Source organism: Actomonas spartinae (assembly GCF_051209155.1).
GTDB lineage: Bacteria > Verrucomicrobiota > Verrucomicrobiia > Opitutales > Opitutaceae > Actomonas.
This window is the reverse complement of sequence record NZ_JBPJGB010000006.1, coordinates 71,446-87,661: the sequence shown is the minus strand read 5'-3', so window position 1 is coordinate 87,661 and position 16,216 is coordinate 71,446. Positions and strand designations below refer to the sequence as shown.

The window sequence follows — 16,216 nt, the reverse complement described above, 5'->3', positions numbered from 1 at the left end:
CATGCAACGCCCCCGGCTGATCACGATTTTTTGCAGTGCCGCCTTGGCAGGATCACCGGTGTTGGCCGAGCGCACGCTCCACGATTTTTCGGCGTTGATGGGTGGCTACACCTTTTACGTCGGCACCTGGGCCGGCAATGGCTCCGCCACCGGCGATACCTCCCCTGCCGCCGCGTTCGTGCAAGGCGACGGGGTGCTCGAGGTCACCGGCACCGGCGTGACCAACGATGCCGAGTCCTACCTCGAGGTGCACAGCTCCGCCGCCCCCCTCGACCTCAGCGATTCCGACGCGATCTCGCTCACCGCCACCGCGCTGGCCGCAAACACCGCCACCTCGATCGAAGTGCGGCTCTTCGACACCGCGGGCGGCTCCGCCTTCGCCACTTTCGAAATCGCATCACTGCCGGCCGTCGCCACCTGGATCCCCGACCGCGCCTTCGACTCCTCCGCGGTGGAGATCGTCCGCGTGTCCGGCGGCCAACTGGACGGCGACGCCGCCTTCGCCGTGAGCTTCGACGAGGTGCTGGCGATCGCTGCCAATGCCGGTTTCCACGACGCCGACTACGACCGGGACCATTTCTTCAACCTCTCGGAACTGCTGCGCCTCATCGAACTCTACAACACCCGCAACGGCACCACCCGCACCGGCCGTTACCTGGTCAACGCCGCCACCGCCGATGGCTACGGTCCGGACCCTGACACGGTGCCCGGCGAGCCCGCCAACCTCGCTCGCTTTCACTCCGCCGACTCCGACCGCGATGCCGCGATCTCACTCTCCGAGCTCCTGCGCGTGATCGAGCTTTACAACTATCGCAGCGGCACCACCCGCACCGGCGAATATCACCGCAACGCGCTCACCACCGATGGGTTCGCCACCGGCCCCGAGCCCGGCACCTGAGTCCCCCCCCGGCACCCCTTCGGCATTTCCGCCGCGCTTCTCCGCGAAGCGCGGCTTTTTCATGGCGGGTTCCGGAATCGTTCCGAATTTGGAACGCCCGTTTCCCAAACCAAACACAGCGGCATCGGCGGGGATCACGCTGCGCTTCATTGTATCCGTTTGATGGATATCAACTAACACCAACTGGCTTTCCTTGGCACGCCGGCTGCGAAGCAGGCCGGCTCTCCCGCCGACCGGTCACGTGACCCGCCGGCGGATCAACCAACCATGAAAACCCATCCCATCCTGATCTCCGCGGGCGCCCTGTTGGCCGCCGTCTGCGTTCCCCTGTCCGCCGCTTCCGCGGTGAACCCAAGCGCCTCGTCCACGCTCATCGAACGCGGACGACATCTCGTCGAAGACGTGGCACTCTGCGGCGATTGCCACACGCCGCGACTGCCCACCGGCCAGCTCGACCCCACCAAAACGCTGCAAGGCAGCGTGCTCGGCTTCAAACCACTGGTGGAAATGCCCTGGTCGCCGGTCGCCCCGTCCATTGCCCAGCTGGGCGGTCGGGATCCGGCGGCGGTGCAACACCTGTTGACCCACGCCAGTCGCCCGGACGGCTCCCTGCCGCTGCCACCGATGCCGGCCTTTCGGCTGTCGGAGCCGGAAGCGCAGGCGGTGATCGCCTACCTGCAGTCCCTGCCGACGAACTGACGCCGACCTGGCCGCAACCCCAGCCCCTCGAACCGCGCATCCCGTCAGGGAGCGCGGTCTTTATTTGGACGCCACCAACCGCGCATCGGCTGCCGCCAGGACCAGTTCAAGCGAAGCCCGCATGTCCGCCGGCTCCTGCGCCAGCTCACGCCGACACCAGTTCACCGCCATCTCATGTCGCGCCATGGCGCACGCCAGCCACCACTGGTCCCGCACGGTCAGTTTCTCCAACCGTGGGATCGCCGTGAAGATCCGCCTCAGTATCGCCTCATCACCCGTGGCCAGGAACCGGCCCCAGCACAGATAGAGCGCCGACTTCGAGTCGATGGGGAGTTCCGCCAGCGAGGGAGAGGTTGCCAGGATCCGGTCGAGCAAGGCCCGCAGGTTTTCATCCCGCGCCAACTCGGCGTGCATCTGCAGATACTCCTCGCCCTTCGGATAACCGGCATACCACAGCGCCGCGACGACCATGCGGCACTCCTCCTCCGGCAAGCGACGGCAATACAACAGCCACTCGTCCACCCGGCCCGGGTTCGCCTGAAACAGGCTCGCCATGAAGCCGATCCCCACCATCGCCTGACCCGGCAGCGCAAAATACCGCGTCCGCGTCATTTCATAGATCGACGGCACAAAGCGCTCCGGCGTGGGGTTTTGGTAATACTGCTGCAGCCAGTCACGCCCCCGCGGGCTGGACACAGTCGACGCCACACCGGTCGCGCTGGCGGCCAGCAGCACGGACAAAAACACGCCGAGCCGCCGGGATATGCGGGGAAGCAGAAACATGGGGTTACGGGGTTGCGGGGGGCGAAGGGGTGCGCCGACCCAAGCGCAGTGTTAGCGCCCCTCCGCCGACACGTAAAGGCCACCACCGGTGAAAAGTTTTCATAGATGGGGGCATCCCTGCCTTGAATGCGCGGGGCCCATGCGGTTACCAAAGGAAGAACCCCCGTAGTTGCTGCCTGAACCGCCCCCCACTGGCCTCCCCGCCAGTCGGTTCCCATGAAAAAGCCCAAGCGCAAAGTCCATCCGCTCGCTCTGGCCGGCGGACTTTATGTGCTCTTCGCCCTGTCGTTCGGACTGGCGGGCGGTCTGGGCGCGTTCACCTTCGGCTACGGTCAGGGGGCCAGTTATCTGAGCAACAACCCCACCACCTGCGTGAACTGCCACGTGATGGAGCCTTATTACGACACTTGGCAGAACTCGAGCCACCACCATGTCGCGGTCTGCAACGACTGCCACCTCTCCCACCACCCCATCGGCAAGTGGATCACCAAGGCCGACAACGGCTTCTTCCATTCCCTCGCCTTCACCACCGGCAACTTCGCGGAGCCCATCCAGATCAAACCGCGCAATCGCCGCGTCACCCAGGCCGCCTGCATGTCATGTCACGCCGAGGTCGTGCACCAGATGCCCCCCCCCACTCCCGCTCAGGAAATGCTCACCTGCGTCCACTGCCACAGCGACGTCGGCCACGCCCACCGCTGAACCCTTCCCCACCCCCGCGCCATGACCGATTCCCCCCCTCCATCCCCCTCACGCCGCAGCCGCCTCACCCTGCCGCTCATGGTCATGGTCGGCACCGCCGTCGTCACCTTCGGCATCACCGCGCTGCTCGTGACCATCTTCGAACACCGGCAGGAAGCCCGCATTCCGTTCGTCCGCGTCGCCGAGGTCACGGAAATCTCCACCGACCCCGTGCCCTGGGGCATGAACTGGCCGTATCAGTTCGACACCTACAAACGCACCGTCGACAGCTCGCACACCGAGTTCGGCGGCTCCTCCGCGATGCCGCAGAGCAAGCTCGAGGAGCACCCCTGGCTAAAGCGCCTCTACGCCGGCTACGCCTTCAGCATCGATTACCGCGAACTGCGCGGCCACGCCTACATGCTGCACGATCAGGAGGTCACTGAGCGCGTCACCAAACGCACCCAGAGCGGCGCCTGCCTGCACTGCCACGCCTCCATCATCCCAACCTACCGCCGCCTGGGCTTGGAGTCTTTCGGCCAGGACGCCTCCGCCGATGCCCTCGCCGCCGATTTCAACTGGCCCGCCGTCATGGAGGGCTTCCGCGTCGCCAGCACGCTCAACTACAGCGACGCCCATGCCGAACTGCTGAAAACCCCTGACGGCACCCCCGGCGAAACCGAAACCCTCATGCCCGGCGGTGCCGCCGACCCCTCCGATCCGCACCAGCTTTCCGAAGCCCACCCCGTCAGCTGCATCGACTGCCATGCCCCCGACACCATGCAGTTGCGCGTCACCCGCCCCGGTTTCGTCAACGGCATCGCCGCTCTCGCCCGCAGCGACGACCCGGTGCCCCACCTGCCGAGTGTCGAACGTTGGCGCCTCGGTAACCGCGCCAAGGATTACGATCCCAACCTCGACGCCAGCCGCCGCGAGATGCGCAGCTTCGTCTGCGGCCAATGCCACGTGGAGTATTACTGCGCCTCCAAGGAGACCCTCTTCTTCCCCTGGGAAAACGGCCTCAAGATCGAACAGATCGAGCGCACCTACGACAACCACACTTTCCCCGACGGCAGCGCCTTCATGGACTACAAACACGGCGAAACCGGCGCGCCCACCTACAAGGCCCAGCACCCCGAGTTCGAACTCTGGAGCCAGGGCGTGCACGCCCGCAGCGGCGTGAGCTGCACCGACTGCCACATGCCCTATGAACGCCAGGGCGCCATGAAGGTGAGCAGCCACTGGGTGCGCAGTCCCATGCTCACCCTCAACAACTCCTGCCAGACCTGCCACAACGTCGACGCCGACGAACTCCGCGACAAGGTCGCCACCATTCAGGGCCGCACCCGCGCCCTGATCGACCGGGCCGCCGCCGCCGTGACCGACATGCTCGACGCCATTCGCGAGGCCCAGGCCGTCGGCATCGCCGAGAACGACCTCAAAGGCCTGCACGAACTCCAGAACAAAGCCACCTGGCGCCTCGACTTCATCAGCAGCGAAAACTCCGCTGGCTTCCACGCCGACCAGGAAGCCGCCCGCATCCTCGCCGAGTCGATCGATTACAGCCGCCAGGCCCAGGCCCTCGCCATCATGCTGCGCGCCCCCGCCGCCCCCGCCGTCACCGCCCCGGTCCAGGGCATCCAAGGCGTCACGCCCCACGAACGCCCCGACGGCATTTGAAGCGAATCGGTAAACTCCTCCCTCAGCCTTCCGGCCGGAACAGGATCTCCCAGTGGTCGGCGTGCATGATCGGTTCCGCCATGTAGCCGCGGGCGGCCAGGCGGGCGTAGAGCGGTCGCGGTTCGAAAGGGGCGAGCAGGCGCAGGGCCTGACCGGGGGCAAGGCGATCCACCGCCGCGAGAATGACGGGCAATGGTGAACGATCGGCCTCAAACAGAGGGCGCACATCAACTTCAAGCGGCGGGGTCGTCATGCGCGCATCCTAGCACACCGCCCCGCATCCGTCCTTGATCCACCTCAATCGCCAGCGCGATAGTCCCCGCTGCCTTGCCGACCACCATCCGCATCGACGATCTCCGCGGCGCCGCCCTCACCGCCACGTTGCGGCGCTGCCCCCTGTTTGCCGACCTGCCCACCGCGGATCTGGCCGACGTGGCCGAATGCTGCACGCTCAAGACCTTGGACAAGGGCGAACTGCTCTTTCGCGAGGGCGAAACCGCCGAAGGCTTTTACGTGATGCACGCCGGACGGATCAGTATCTCGCGCCTCACGCCGGACGGCCGCGAGCAGATCATCTGCCTCTTCCATCCGCCGGAGAGTTTTGCCGAGGTCACGCTCGCCACCGCCGAAACCTATCCGGCCAATGCCACCGCGCTCGAACACACTCAGGTCATCCTCGTGCGCAAGGCGCCGTTCATCCGCCTGATCGGTCAAAAACCCAAACTCTCCCTGCAGATGCTCAGCTCCATGAGCCTGCACCTGAAACACCTCGTCCAGCTGCTGCAGGACCTGAAGGGACGCCAGATCGAGGCCCGCCTGGCCAACTGGCTGCTCGACCAAAGCCCGGCCGCCCGGCTCGGCTGTCCGGCCGTCTTTGAGCTGCCGGTCACCAAAAAAATCCTCGCCGGCCAACTCGGGGTCACCAGCGAAACCCTCTCGCGCACCCTCGCCCGCTTCCGCGACGAACAACTCATCAAGGTCGACGGACCCCGCGTCACCATTCTCCATGGCCCCGGCCTCCAAGCCTACCTCAACGGCACCGCCTGACGACGGGCCAAGCACTGAAACGGTTGTTAACCACAGATGGACACGGATGGCTTCGCCTACCGGCGACGCGCGGTATCCATGGGTCCGCACCGCAACGGAACCGGGCCGTGTTTATCGGGGTTTATCCGTGGTAAGAAACCGCGTTGCCCCTCCGCCTCGTCCTCACGCCAGCGGGCGGCGGGCTCCGAGCCAGGCGATAAAACCGAGGACGGTTGACCAGAGCGCGCTCAGCACGCCAAGCCACAGGGTCGGATGCGCGTGCCACCAGCCGGCCAACGGCCCCGCCGCCAGACCGCTGAAGGCCGCCCGCTCGACCGCGAAGAGCACGCCGACCCGAAACACATCCAGCGGGTTCACCATCAACACGCCGACAAACACGTCGGGGTTGGCCTGCAACCAGGGCGCGCCGGCAAAGCCCAACAACAGCAGGTCGGTGCCGTAGAGCAGCGCAAACCACGCCGCCACCGCCGCGATCAACCCGGTCACGCCATCCTTGACCCAGCAGCCCACCGCGAAACCGAGCAGGACAAACACCGCGCTCACCGCGGCCGCCGCTCCGGCCATCAGTCCGAGTCCGGCGGACCCGCCGCCCGCCAGCCACGTCGGCAGCACCAGCAGTCCCGCGGCGACGGTCACCAGACCGACCAGCATCAACGCCTTGCCCGCCAGCCACGGCGCGATCCCGGCCGGCTGGACCAGCAGCCATTCGCGTTCATCCGCCTCGGCGTGCGCCGAGCTCAGGCCGAGCAGCAGCGCCGACAGGGAGACCGCATACAGCACCGCGTGCATGAGCCACCACGTCGCGCCCCGCACCAACGCCTCGCCGGGCGTGAGCAGCGGCAGCAGACCCACGACCGCAACGAGCGCGAGGTGGGCGTGCAGGAAACGATTGAGCCGATGACCAAGCCATTCGCGATTGGCAGAAGCCATCACGACGCCCCAACGGGATGGATACGAAAGCAATGATGCGGATGTTTTCATGACGGGCGGAACGAACAGGTTTTTACAGGCGGCAACGAAGAGACCGAAGCGGAGAGGCAGGGAGGCGTTAGCCACGGATCACACGGATGAGCACGGACAGAACCGTCACTCTCGTCCCCTGCGTGGTTTTGGTATCCTTGAATATTCGTGTGATCCGTGTCTGAAAGTTGTGGTGCAGTGCGTTCGCCTCATGCGCTGGCGAACACGGGAACAAGGGTATCGGGCGCAACTTCGCGCACGGAGGAATCGGCGGCGAGCACATGGCAAGCATCGGCGTAACCGTTCCATTCCGCCAGCAGGTGGGTGGCGATCACCACGGTGACCCCGCGCTCGCGGGCCTCGGCGGCGAGGTAGTCGCGCAGACGTTCGCGCCACACCGGGTCGAGGCTCATGCCTGGCTCGTCGAGCAGGCGGACCGACACCGGCGCGAGGGAAAACACCGCCAGCGCGAGGCGTTGGCGCAGTCCGCCCGAGAGCTTGGCCGAGGGCACCCGCCGATGGTCGTCGAGGCCCCACTGTCTGAGCGCCGCCGCGGCATCGGCCGCGGAGCGTCCGCGCAGGCGCGCGTGAAACGCCGTGATGTGCTCAGGCGTCAGACGCGGGTGGAAGCGCGGCACCTGCGGCAGGTAGGCGGTGCGCGCGAGGGCCTCGCGGCGTTGGCGCCGCAGGTCGCAGCCGGCGAGGATCAACTCCCCGCCATCGGGCCGCTGCAGGCCGGCCAGCAGCTGCAGGCAGGTCGTCTTGCCGGCGCCGTTGTCGCCAAGCAGCAAGCTGACGCGACCGGGCGCGAAGCTCAGGTTCAGGTCCCGCAGGACAGCGCGCCGACCGAAGGACTTTTGCAGGTGACGGATGGAGATCATGACAAGTCAGGCGGGTTTAGGGCTGGGAAACGAGCGGCGCCGGGTCGGTCACGCGGGCGCGGTGACGAAGGCCGATGCGGCCCTGGATGAAACGCAGCAGGCGCTCGCCGGGACTGGCCGAGAGCAGGCCGATGGCGGGAAAATCGCGGCGCAGCCGACCGAAGAGATCGACCTCGTGGTGCGGCACGTCGGCCACCCCGTTGCGGTCGAGGTCGAGGGTGAGCGCGCCCTCCCAGTGATTGCCGCGGCCCGAATCCGACCAGACGTTGGCGGCGTTGGCGCCGGAGGTTTCGACCGGATGCAGGTTCTGGGTGAAGCGGTTGCCGGCAAAGACATTGGCGGCCGAGCTGTCGCTCACCCGCACCCCGACGTAGTTGGCGGCGACCAGGTTGTCGCGCACGTGGTTGGCGTTGGCGTTCTCGAGGTATAGGCCGAGCGTGTTGCCCTCGATCCGGTTGCCGGCGATCACAGTGTCGTCGACCGACTGGAGCAGCAGCCCGTAGGCGCGCTGACTGCGGTTGGCGAAGAAGCGGTTGTCGCGCAGCTCGAGGTGCTTGGAATACATGAGCGCCGCGCCGGCCGCGCTTTCGCGGAAGGTGTTTCCCACAAAGACGTTTTCGTCGGAATACATGTAGTGCAGGCCGTAGCGCACGCCGGTGATGGTGTTGCCCTCGACCCGCGTGCGATCGGTGAAGGAGAAATACACGCCGTCGCGCGTGCCGGTGATGACGTTGCCGCTGATGAGGTGGCCGGCGGAGTTCCACAGGTGAATGCCGTTGCCGCGACGATCCTGCGCGGTCGGGATGCCGCACAACTCATCCTGGCCGGGCACCAGCCCGCGCACGAGCGGATCGGACACCGCCACCACCGCGGCGCCGTCGCCGAGGATGACATTGTCGGCGAACACCCCGTCCGCGGCGCGCCGGACATAGATGCCGTGCAGGGAGTCGACGATGCGGTTGCCGCGCACGATCGCGCGGTCGGCCGCGACATGAACCGCGGCGTGGTCGGCGCCGAGGTCGCGGCCGGAGTTGCGTAGGGTAAATCCGGATACCTCGACATCCGGCGCGGTGATGGCGACGACATGACCCGTCGCTCCGCCATCGAGCACCGCGCCGGGCTCGCCGCGGAGTTTGACCGGCCGGTCGAGCACGAAGGGGCCGGCATAGACTCCGGGAGCGACCGTGAGCACGGCACCGTTCGGCGCCGCGGCGAGGCGGTCGCGCAGCAGGTCGCCGGCTGCTGTAGCCGGGGTCGTTGACCCCGGTCCGGCCTCAACGAGGCCGGCTACCGCCAGGCCAAGCGCGACGAGCGCGATGCCCAGGCGCAGGTTCACACCTCCTCCTTTCGCGAGAGCCACATGGCGGCGAGCACGAGAATGGGGAAAAGGCCCATGGCGAGCGCCCCCGACTGTGGCAGACTGGTCTGCACGAAGTTGGCGATTTGCTGACTGCCGATCATCACCGGCGTGAAGGGCTCGATGGTCATGGGGGCATGCGGATCGAGCGCGTGGCCGTAACTGTAGAGCCGAAAGTAGAAGCTCCCGAGCGAGAACGCGGTGAAGTAGAGGAAGAGCGCAAGCAGGTCGACCAGGCTCACCATGCGCCCCAACACGGCGGCACGCAGGGCAAACAGGGCGAAGATGCCGAAGGCAAAGGGCAGCCACTGCATCTCGACAAAGTCGGCCTGCACCAGCGGCTTCATGCCGATGTAGTGATTGAGCATGTTGATCTCGGCGAGGTCCTGGCCGCCGTTGCCCCCGACGAGTTTGTGCGCGAAGATGTTCAGCGCGAGGCCCTCGCGGTATTGCGGGGCCACGAGGTGGATCTGCCAGAGCGGCAGGAAAATGGCCGCCACGATCGCCCCGGCGGCGAGCAGCAGCAACAGGCGCGATCCCAAGTTGAGCGGGCGGCGCAGGAAGAGGTATTCGCGGCGAAAGAGGGAGGTCATGGCGGGGAGGTTCGTTTGAGGTAGGGCCGTCGCTTGCGACGTGCCGCGGTTTGAAAGGTGTAGGGCCGGCGCCTGGTCGGCGTGACGCGGTGGGGCGGCACGGGTGGCGCGGCGCAAGCGCCGGCCCTACAGGGGGTCAGTCGTTCTTCGGCTTCACCGAGATGTAGCCCTGCATCTCCTGGTGGAGGGCCGAGCAGAAGTTGGTGCAGTAGAACGGGAACACGCCGGTCTTGGTGGCCTGGAAGCGCACGGTCTTGGTCTCCCCCGGATCGAAGATGATGTTCACGTTCTGCTCCGCGATCGCGAGACCATGAATCATGTCGGGGGTCTGCTCGACGTTGGTGACGTGGAGCACCACCTCGTCGCCTTCGTTGACCTCGATGTGGTCCGGCACAAAGCGGCTGCGGATGGCCATCATCTTCACCTCGACGATGTTGCCGTTGCGACTGACGCCGGTTTCCTCGGCACTCCAGATCGCGTTCGGATCGGTGTTCTCCGCCCTCGGGTAGACTTCGATCGGCTTGACCAAGTCGGCCTTGATGACCTGCGCAAAGTGCGGCTCGGGCTCGGTGAAGGCCTCGTAGAGCATCTGCATCTTCTGGCCCGTGATGTCGATCAACTGACTCGACTCGGGCTGCGCCGGACCGACGGAAAGGTGGCGCCCCTTGGAGAGCTTGTTCATCGCGACCAGATAATCGCCGTAGGGCTGGCGGGTGTCGCTGCCGCCGATGACGAGGTGACCGATGTTGTAGTGCACATCGATCTTGTCGGTCACGACGGCGTTGAGGTCGGCCTTCTGCTCGGCGCTCCAGGGCGGCATGGTCCACTTGGCCACGACCGACTCGATGTAGAGCGAGGTGTAGGCGTTGCCCTTGCCGTCATACTGCGTGTGCAGCGGACCGAGGCCGACCGGCACCTCGCCCTCGAGGGCGGCTTCGTAGCGGATGACCGGGATGCCGCGGAAAGTGGTCTCAAAATCCTGGGCGGCGATGGCGGCCTGGATTTTTTCGAAATCGAAGACCGACACCACCGGTTGGAGTTTGCCCGAGGCCACGATCCAGCGTCCGGACGGATCGGTGTCGATGCCGTGCGGGGACTTCGGCACCGGCAGGAAGTAGATCAAACCGGGCACCTTCGCCGGATCGATGACGGGCACCCCATCGAGATCGATGGTCTTGCCGTCGCGCACGGCCTGTTCGACCGCCTTCCAATTGACCACCGCGGCGTAGTCGCGATCGAGCTGGGTGGAGTTGGCCTCCATCACGCCGTGCGCCATCTCGGTGTTGTAGGACGTCCAGAACGCCCAGCCGGCGCTCGGGCCCTTGCCGGTGGAACCGAGGTCCCAGTTGAAGGGTGGAGTCAGCACCTGCCAGCCCACGCTCATCTCGCCGGAGGTCGGGTCGACCTTGATGCCGCTCACGATGCCGTTGAATTCGTCGGCGTAGTTGTCGAGCTCGGCGTAGCGGCCCTTGGGCAGAGGCACGGAGAAGCGGGTGGCCACGAGCACGTATTCGGAATTGTCGGTCACGAAGGACGAGCCGTGGTTGCCGCTGGAGTTGGGAATGGGACCGAGGATCTGGTGGGTCTTGAAATCACGCAGACTCACGCGGGCGATGCGGTTGTTGGCGTTGTCGTTCACGAAGAGCCAGCGCCCGTCGTAGTTGCCATCGGTCTTGGAGAGGCCCGGGTGGTGGACGTCGCCCCAGGTGTAGTCGCCCAGCATGGCCTTGGACTCCTCGTCGAACCCGTAGCCGGTTCCTGAATACGGAGAAAACACCGGAATGGTGGAGAGATGGCGCATCGACGGCATGCCGGCCACGAAGACCTGGCCGCTGTGGCCACCGGAATAGAACAGGTAGTATTCGTCCTTTTCGCCGGGCGCGACGTAGGTGCGTTCGGCCGGCGAGTCGCCGCCGGCGGCAACGGCGGTGCCGGCCGAGCCGGAGTCACCGGCCGGGGCGCAACCGGTGAGGCCGGCGAGCAGACCCGCGAGCACCGCGGGAAGGAAGAAGCGTGGGTGAGCTTTCATGATGATATCGGGGGGGGGATGTGGTTCGGGGAGAGCGGGGGTCACTGGACAACGAGGATGCCCTTCATCCCGACCTGGAAGTGGCCGGGAAAGGTGCAGAGGAAGACGTAGCGGCCGGGCTGCTTCGGCGCGTAGAAGAGCACGGTGTCGCTCTCCTTCGGCCCCAGCAGTCTGGTGGCGGCGAGCACCTGGCCGGTCGCGGCGGCCGGCACGTAGTCGGTCTTCACCGCCTGGGCGGCGTCCATGGCGAAGGCGTTCACGTCCACGTTGGCCGCGAGCAACACCCAGTTGTGGCCCATGGAGAACTTGGGCATGGTGCCGTTGTTCGTGAGCGTGACGGCGAGGGCCTCGCCCGGATGGGCGGTGATCTCGGTTACGTCGAATTTCATGGCGTCATTCGCCGTAACGGCGATGGCACGACCTTCGGCGGGCGCATTCACCTTGGCGGCGGGCGCCGCAGCGGTGGGCTGGGTCGCCGCCGTAGAGGCGGAGGAGGAATCGGACCGGCCGCAGCCGGTGCCAAGGAGCACCGCCAGGGAGGCGGCGGCGAGGATAAGAGTCGGTGTGGTTTTCATGGCGATGCCCCACTCTACGTCACTCGCCCCCCCGCCGGCCTTGATGTGCATCAAGCCCCCGGCACTTCCGCGGACATTTCCTGAAATCGCGCCAAAACCACCGCGCCTTGACCCACATCAAGGCGCCCGGGGCCGTCTGCGACGATGATGGCGGCATGCACTCGCACCGACGTCCCCTGCTCCTGTTCACCTGGGTTCTCGCCGCCACCGCGGCGCTCTGTGCCCAGGCCCGCAACTACACCATCACCGGCACGGTTGAAGCGCTGCTCGATGACGGTCGCCCGGTCGTGGCGCATGATCCGGTGCCCGGCTTCATGCCGGCCATGACCATGGCGTTCGAGATTGCCGATCGCACCGCCACCGCGGACCTACAGGTGGGCGACCGCGTGCAATTCCAGTTTGAAGTGAGCGACACACAGTCACGGGCCTCCGCCTTTCAGGTGCTCGACCGCAGCTCCGCTCGCCCCTCCCCGACCGCCGTCGTCCGCCCGCGCTCCTCCCGCCTGCGTGAAGGCGATCTCGTGCCCGCCGTCGCGCTGATCGACGAACAAGGTGAACCCATCACGCCGGGCGCGTGGCCAGGCCGCTACTCGGTCATCACCTTCATCTTCACGCGCTGCCCCGTGCCGGAGTTTTGCCCCGCCATGGCCCTGCGCTACGGTGAGTTGCAGGCCGCCATCCAGGCCGACGCGGCTCTGAAGCCAAAGGTTGGCCTGCTCAGCATCACACTCGATCCCGACTTCGACTCCCCGGCAATCCTCGCCGCCTACGGCGCGGCGCTCGGGGCGGATCGCGACACCTGGCGCTTCGCCACCGGCAAATCGATCCAGATCGACCTCCTCACCCGCGCCTTCGCCGTCTTCAACGAACGCGACGGCGTGACCCTCAACCACACGCTGTGCACCGCGCTCGTCGGACCTGACGGTCGCATCGTCGAGGTCTGGCGCGGCAACCATTGGAAGTCCGCCGAACTGCTCGCCGCCATCCGCACACAACTCGCCGACTCCTGACCCCAATCCCATGTCCAAACCCGTCCCCCTTTCTCCCGCCCGCGCCGGCAGCACAGCGCTCACCCTGCCGACCGGATCCGATGCTCCGTCGGTCGGCATCCTCAGCCGCACCCTGCTCAGCACGCCCGACGTGCGCGTCGTCACCATGCACTTTGCCGACGGCGAAGAGCTCACCACGCACACCAGCAATCGCCGCGCACTCGTGCAGGTGGTGGTCGGCGCGTGCGACTTTTGCGTCGACGACCAATGGGCGCGACTCGCCGCCGGTGAACTCATGCATCTGCCGCCCAACCAGCCGCACGCGGTGCGGGCCAGCCACGGCGCCTTCACCCTGCTGCTCACGCTCTCCGCCGAACCCACTTCTTCCCAACCATGAATCCATCCAACCCAAACCTCCTCGATGTCCGCAGCATCTCTTGCCGCGACAAGCACGCCACCATCTTCAAACAGTGGCACGACCTCGCCGTCGGCGAGTGCGTTGTTCTCATCAACGACCACGATCCGGTGCCGCTCTACTACCAATTTGCCGCGCTCTATCCGGACGCTTTTGACTGGTCCTATGAACAACAGGGACCGGACCTGTTCCGCGTGCGCATCGAGCGCCTCCGCGAAACCGATCCTGCCGCCTCACATCCGTTGCCCGGCTCCTGCGGCGGGCACCACCACCGTCGACACACGCCGTCCGGCAACACCGTGCGCGTCGAAATCCGAGACGAGGAACTGGACCTGCGCGGACTCGAACCGCCGCAGCCAATGATCGCCATTCTGGAGATCGCCGAGGAACTCGCGCCCGGCGCCACCCTCCTCGCCCGCACCGACCGCAATCCACTCCACCTGCTGCCCGAACTCGATCGGCGCGGATTGGAGCACCAAAGCTCGGAATTGCCCGATGGCAGCTGGCGCACCGAGATCTCCCGGCGCTAACTCAACCGCGATGCCGCTGGTCGGCGGCGGTTGGTTGCCGTTGGCATTCTTCGCCCTCGGGCTGCTCAGCTTGGCGGCCGGCGCGCTCGCGCTGGCTTGGCATCCGTCGTGGCTGCGGCTGCCGCATTTTCACCCGAGTCTGGTGGCGGTGGCCCACTTGTGGCTGCCCGGCGGTCTCGGCGCCATCTGCATCGGCGCCTGTTACCAAATGGCGCCGGTCATCCTCGGCACGCCGCTGCGCGCGCGGCGTGGCGCGGTGTGGTGGCATCTCGGCCTGCACAGCCTCGGCCTGCCCGCCTTGGTCACCGCGTTCTTCCACGGCGCCTACGCGGCCGCGGCGATGGCAGGCAGCGCGGTCGCGCTCGGCACCGCGTTGCTCCACGGCACCGTCGCCCGCACCTTTTGCCGCTCACGTCGCCGCGACGCCGCGGCGTGGTCCCTGCCGATCGCCACCGGCTGGCTCGCGCTGACCGCCTGCTCCGGCGCTGTGCTGGCCTGGAACCGCCACACGCCCTTTCTGCCGGCCGATGTGCTCGGACTGCTGCGCGCGCATGCGCACGCCGGCGTGGTCGGTTTCTTCGGCGGACTGCTGCAGGGCGTGACCTTCCAACTGGTGCCCATGTTCACCCTGGCCGAGGTGCGCCGCCCGCGCCTCGCCCTGGCCGGCCTGCTGACGGCGCAAGTCGGCCTGACGGTGCTCATCGCAGGCCTCGCCGGGGCCGGTTCCCACGTTGCCCAAGGCGGAGCCGTCGTCCTGGCGATCGCGTTCCTCCTAAGCGCCGCGGCCCTGCGCTCCACCCTCACCTCCCGTCGTCGGCGTCGCTGGGAATACCCGGTGCTCAACTTCCTCGGCGGTCTCACACTGGGTGCGATCGCCACCGGCGGCGGCCTCGTTCTGATCTTCGCCACCGAATCGGACGAACTCCGTCTGCGCGCCGCGTTGGCCTACGGCATCGTGGTGGTCGGTGGCGTGCTGCCGCTGACCATCCTTGGCATGCTCGGCAAGATCCTGCCTTTCCTCATCTGGATGAAAGCCTACGGCCCGAAAGTTGGTCGGCAACCCGTGCCCCAAACCCATCAGCTCGGTCGCCCCGCGCGCGAAGCGGTCTGGGGTCTTGGCCACACCGCGGCCATCGCGCTGCTGGCGGCGGGCGTGCTGACCGATACACCGGCGCTGATCGGCGCGGCCACTCTGCTGCTCACTGCCGCCCTCGGTATTTATCTCTTCAATACCGCCCACCTGCTCCGCCACCTCTGGCGACCGGTGGCCGGCGCTCCGACCCATGCCCCCGTCCTCCCCCGACATGACCTCGCCCGAACTCATTGACCGCGTTCACGCCGCCGTAGCCCGGGTGCCGGATCCCGAGTTCGGCCTCAGCGTCGCCGACCTCGGACTGATCTACGACCTGAGCGTGACTGACGGCACCGCTAAAATCGTCATGACACTCACATCGATGTATTGCCCGGCCGGCGACATCATCCTGGCCGGGGTCAAGGCGGCGGCCGAAACCGTGCCCGGCATCACCGAGGCCCGGGTGACGCTCGTCTGGGATCCGGTTTGGACGGCGGACATGCTCAGCCCCGCGGGCCGCGCGCACCTCGGGTGGGACGAGCCGCTCACGCCGGCCTGACGGCGTGACTTTGTGGGGTGAGCGCCCATGCTGCCGGTTGCCCGTTGTCATGGACCTCTCGCTCTCGACCCCCGCCCTGCTCTTTCCCGCGATCAGCCTGCTGTTCCTCGCTTACACGAACCGTTTTCTACACCTGGCCGCGCTCATTCGGAAACTGCACTCCGACTTCCGCGCGGGCGGCGACCCGCTGGCCCGCGAGCAGATTCTGCTCATCCATCGCCGCCTCGCCCTCATTCGCTGGATGCAGATCTGCGGCGTCGCCAGCCTCATCGGTTGCACCCTGGCCATGGTGTGCCTGTTCTTCGATCTGGGGTCGGTCGGCTCCGGCATCTTCGTGATCAGCGTGATGCTCATGACCGTCTCCCTGGCGCTTTCGCTCCGCGAGATCATGGTCTCGGGCGGCGCCCTCGGCCTGCTATTGTCGCAATTGGAGGACGCACACACCCGACCACCGGGCAGATAAATCCG

19 protein-coding genes are annotated in these 16,216 nt (G+C 66.7%); 11 read left to right on the top strand and 8 right to left on the bottom strand.

The window, feature by feature from the left end:
• The first annotated feature begins 1 nt into the window (after position 1).
• Entirely contained in the window at positions 2–898 is an 897-nt protein-coding gene (locus AC0MRV_RS20020) for a hypothetical protein (RefSeq protein ID WP_472766293.1), read from the top strand.
• A 267-nt stretch (positions 899–1,165) separates the two neighbouring features.
• Positions 1,166–1,597, top strand: a complete 432-nt coding sequence (locus AC0MRV_RS20015; protein ID WP_472766292.1) for a c-type cytochrome — start codon at positions 1,166–1,168, stop codon at positions 1,595–1,597.
• Positions 1,598–1,657: 60 nt separating this feature from the next.
• Here the strand turns inward: AC0MRV_RS20015 and AC0MRV_RS20010 are convergent, their stop codons facing one another.
• A complete protein-coding gene (locus AC0MRV_RS20010) occupies positions 1,658–2,380 on the bottom strand; it encodes a hypothetical protein (protein WP_472766291.1) in 723 nt (240 codons plus the stop codon).
• A 216-nt stretch (positions 2,381–2,596) separates the two neighbouring features.
• On the opposite strand from AC0MRV_RS20010, the gene nrfH reads away from it, so the two are divergent.
• Together nrfH and AC0MRV_RS20000 are read left to right on the top strand one after the other, a co-directional pair.
• The gene (gene nrfH, locus AC0MRV_RS20005) at positions 2,597–3,082 is read left to right on the top strand and encodes a cytochrome c nitrite reductase small subunit (RefSeq protein WP_472766290.1); all 486 of its coding nucleotides are present in this window, start codon (positions 2,597–2,599) and stop codon (positions 3,080–3,082) included.
• A gap of 21 nt (positions 3,083–3,103) precedes the next feature.
• Positions 3,104–4,741 (top strand): ammonia-forming cytochrome c nitrite reductase subunit c552, encoded by a 1,638-nt coding sequence (locus AC0MRV_RS20000; protein WP_472766289.1) that lies wholly within the window; start codon positions 3,104–3,106, stop codon positions 4,739–4,741.
• A gap of 22 nt (positions 4,742–4,763) precedes the next feature.
• Here AC0MRV_RS20000 and AC0MRV_RS19995 read toward each other — a convergent pair whose 3' ends face one another.
• Positions 4,764–4,994, bottom strand: a complete 231-nt coding sequence (locus AC0MRV_RS19995; RefSeq protein WP_472766288.1) for a DUF2249 domain-containing protein — start codon at positions 4,992–4,994, stop codon at positions 4,764–4,766.
• 74 nt (positions 4,995–5,068) lie between these two features.
• On the opposite strand from AC0MRV_RS19995, the gene AC0MRV_RS19990 reads away from it, so the two are divergent.
• Positions 5,069–5,788 (top strand): Crp/Fnr family transcriptional regulator, encoded by a 720-nt coding sequence (locus AC0MRV_RS19990; protein WP_472766287.1) that lies wholly within the window; start codon positions 5,069–5,071, stop codon positions 5,786–5,788.
• A gap of 162 nt (positions 5,789–5,950) precedes the next feature.
• Here AC0MRV_RS19990 and AC0MRV_RS19985 read toward each other — a convergent pair whose 3' ends face one another.
• The 6 genes from AC0MRV_RS19985 to AC0MRV_RS19960 all read right to left on the bottom strand — a co-directional run bounded on the left by AC0MRV_RS19985 (position 5,951) and on the right by AC0MRV_RS19960 (position 12,183).
• Positions 5,951–6,769, bottom strand: a complete 819-nt coding sequence (locus AC0MRV_RS19985; protein WP_472766286.1) for a hypothetical protein — start codon at positions 6,767–6,769, stop codon at positions 5,951–5,953.
• 188 nt (positions 6,770–6,957) lie between these two features.
• Positions 6,958–7,629 (bottom strand): ABC transporter ATP-binding protein, encoded by a 672-nt coding sequence (locus AC0MRV_RS19980; protein WP_472766285.1) that lies wholly within the window; start codon positions 7,627–7,629, stop codon positions 6,958–6,960.
• 16 nt (positions 7,630–7,645) lie between these two features.
• Positions 7,646–8,965 (bottom strand): NosD domain-containing protein, encoded by a 1,320-nt coding sequence (locus AC0MRV_RS19975; RefSeq protein ID WP_472766284.1) that lies wholly within the window; start codon positions 8,963–8,965, stop codon positions 7,646–7,648.
• The gene (locus AC0MRV_RS19970) at positions 8,962–9,579 is read right to left on the bottom strand and encodes a hypothetical protein (protein ID WP_472766283.1); all 618 of its coding nucleotides are present in this window, start codon (positions 9,577–9,579) and stop codon (positions 8,962–8,964) included. The genes AC0MRV_RS19975 and AC0MRV_RS19970 overlap by 4 nt, the downstream gene beginning before the upstream one ends.
• Positions 9,580–9,715: 136 nt before the next feature.
• Positions 9,716–11,608 (bottom strand): Sec-dependent nitrous-oxide reductase, encoded by a 1,893-nt coding sequence (nosZ, locus tag AC0MRV_RS19965; protein WP_472766282.1) that lies wholly within the window; start codon positions 11,606–11,608, stop codon positions 9,716–9,718.
• A gap of 41 nt (positions 11,609–11,649) precedes the next feature.
• A complete protein-coding gene (locus AC0MRV_RS19960; protein WP_472766281.1) occupies positions 11,650–12,183 on the bottom strand; it encodes a plastocyanin/azurin family copper-binding protein in 534 nt (177 codons plus the stop codon).
• Between the two features lie 107 nt (positions 12,184–12,290).
• On the opposite strand from AC0MRV_RS19960, the gene AC0MRV_RS19955 reads away from it, so the two are divergent.
• From AC0MRV_RS19955 to AC0MRV_RS19930, 6 genes are read left to right on the top strand one after another with little or no spacing between them, the layout of a single operon-like run.
• A complete protein-coding gene (locus AC0MRV_RS19955) occupies positions 12,291–13,193 on the top strand; it encodes an SCO family protein (protein WP_472766280.1) in 903 nt (300 codons plus the stop codon).
• Between the two features lie 10 nt (positions 13,194–13,203).
• Positions 13,204–13,569 (top strand): cupin domain-containing protein, encoded by a 366-nt coding sequence (locus AC0MRV_RS19950; protein WP_472766279.1) that lies wholly within the window; start codon positions 13,204–13,206, stop codon positions 13,567–13,569.
• Positions 13,566–14,117, top strand: coding sequence for a DUF2249 domain-containing protein (locus AC0MRV_RS19945; protein WP_472766278.1), 552 nt, complete (start codon positions 13,566–13,568; stop codon positions 14,115–14,117). The genes AC0MRV_RS19950 and AC0MRV_RS19945 overlap by 4 nt, the downstream gene beginning before the upstream one ends.
• A gap of 10 nt (positions 14,118–14,127) precedes the next feature.
• Complete coding sequence (locus AC0MRV_RS19940) at positions 14,128–15,444, top strand: hypothetical protein (protein WP_472766277.1); 1,317 nt, start codon at positions 14,128–14,130, stop codon at positions 15,442–15,444.
• Positions 15,422–15,748: a metal-sulfur cluster assembly factor gene (locus AC0MRV_RS19935; protein WP_472766276.1), complete on the top strand. Its 327-nt coding sequence runs from the start codon at positions 15,422–15,424 to the stop codon at positions 15,746–15,748. Before AC0MRV_RS19940 ends, AC0MRV_RS19935 begins: the two co-directional genes overlap by 23 nt.
• Before the next feature lie 49 nt (positions 15,749–15,797).
• Positions 15,798–16,211, top strand: a complete 414-nt coding sequence (locus AC0MRV_RS19930) for a DUF2721 domain-containing protein (RefSeq protein ID WP_472766275.1) — start codon at positions 15,798–15,800, stop codon at positions 16,209–16,211.
• Positions 16,212–16,216: the final 5 nt, after the last annotated feature.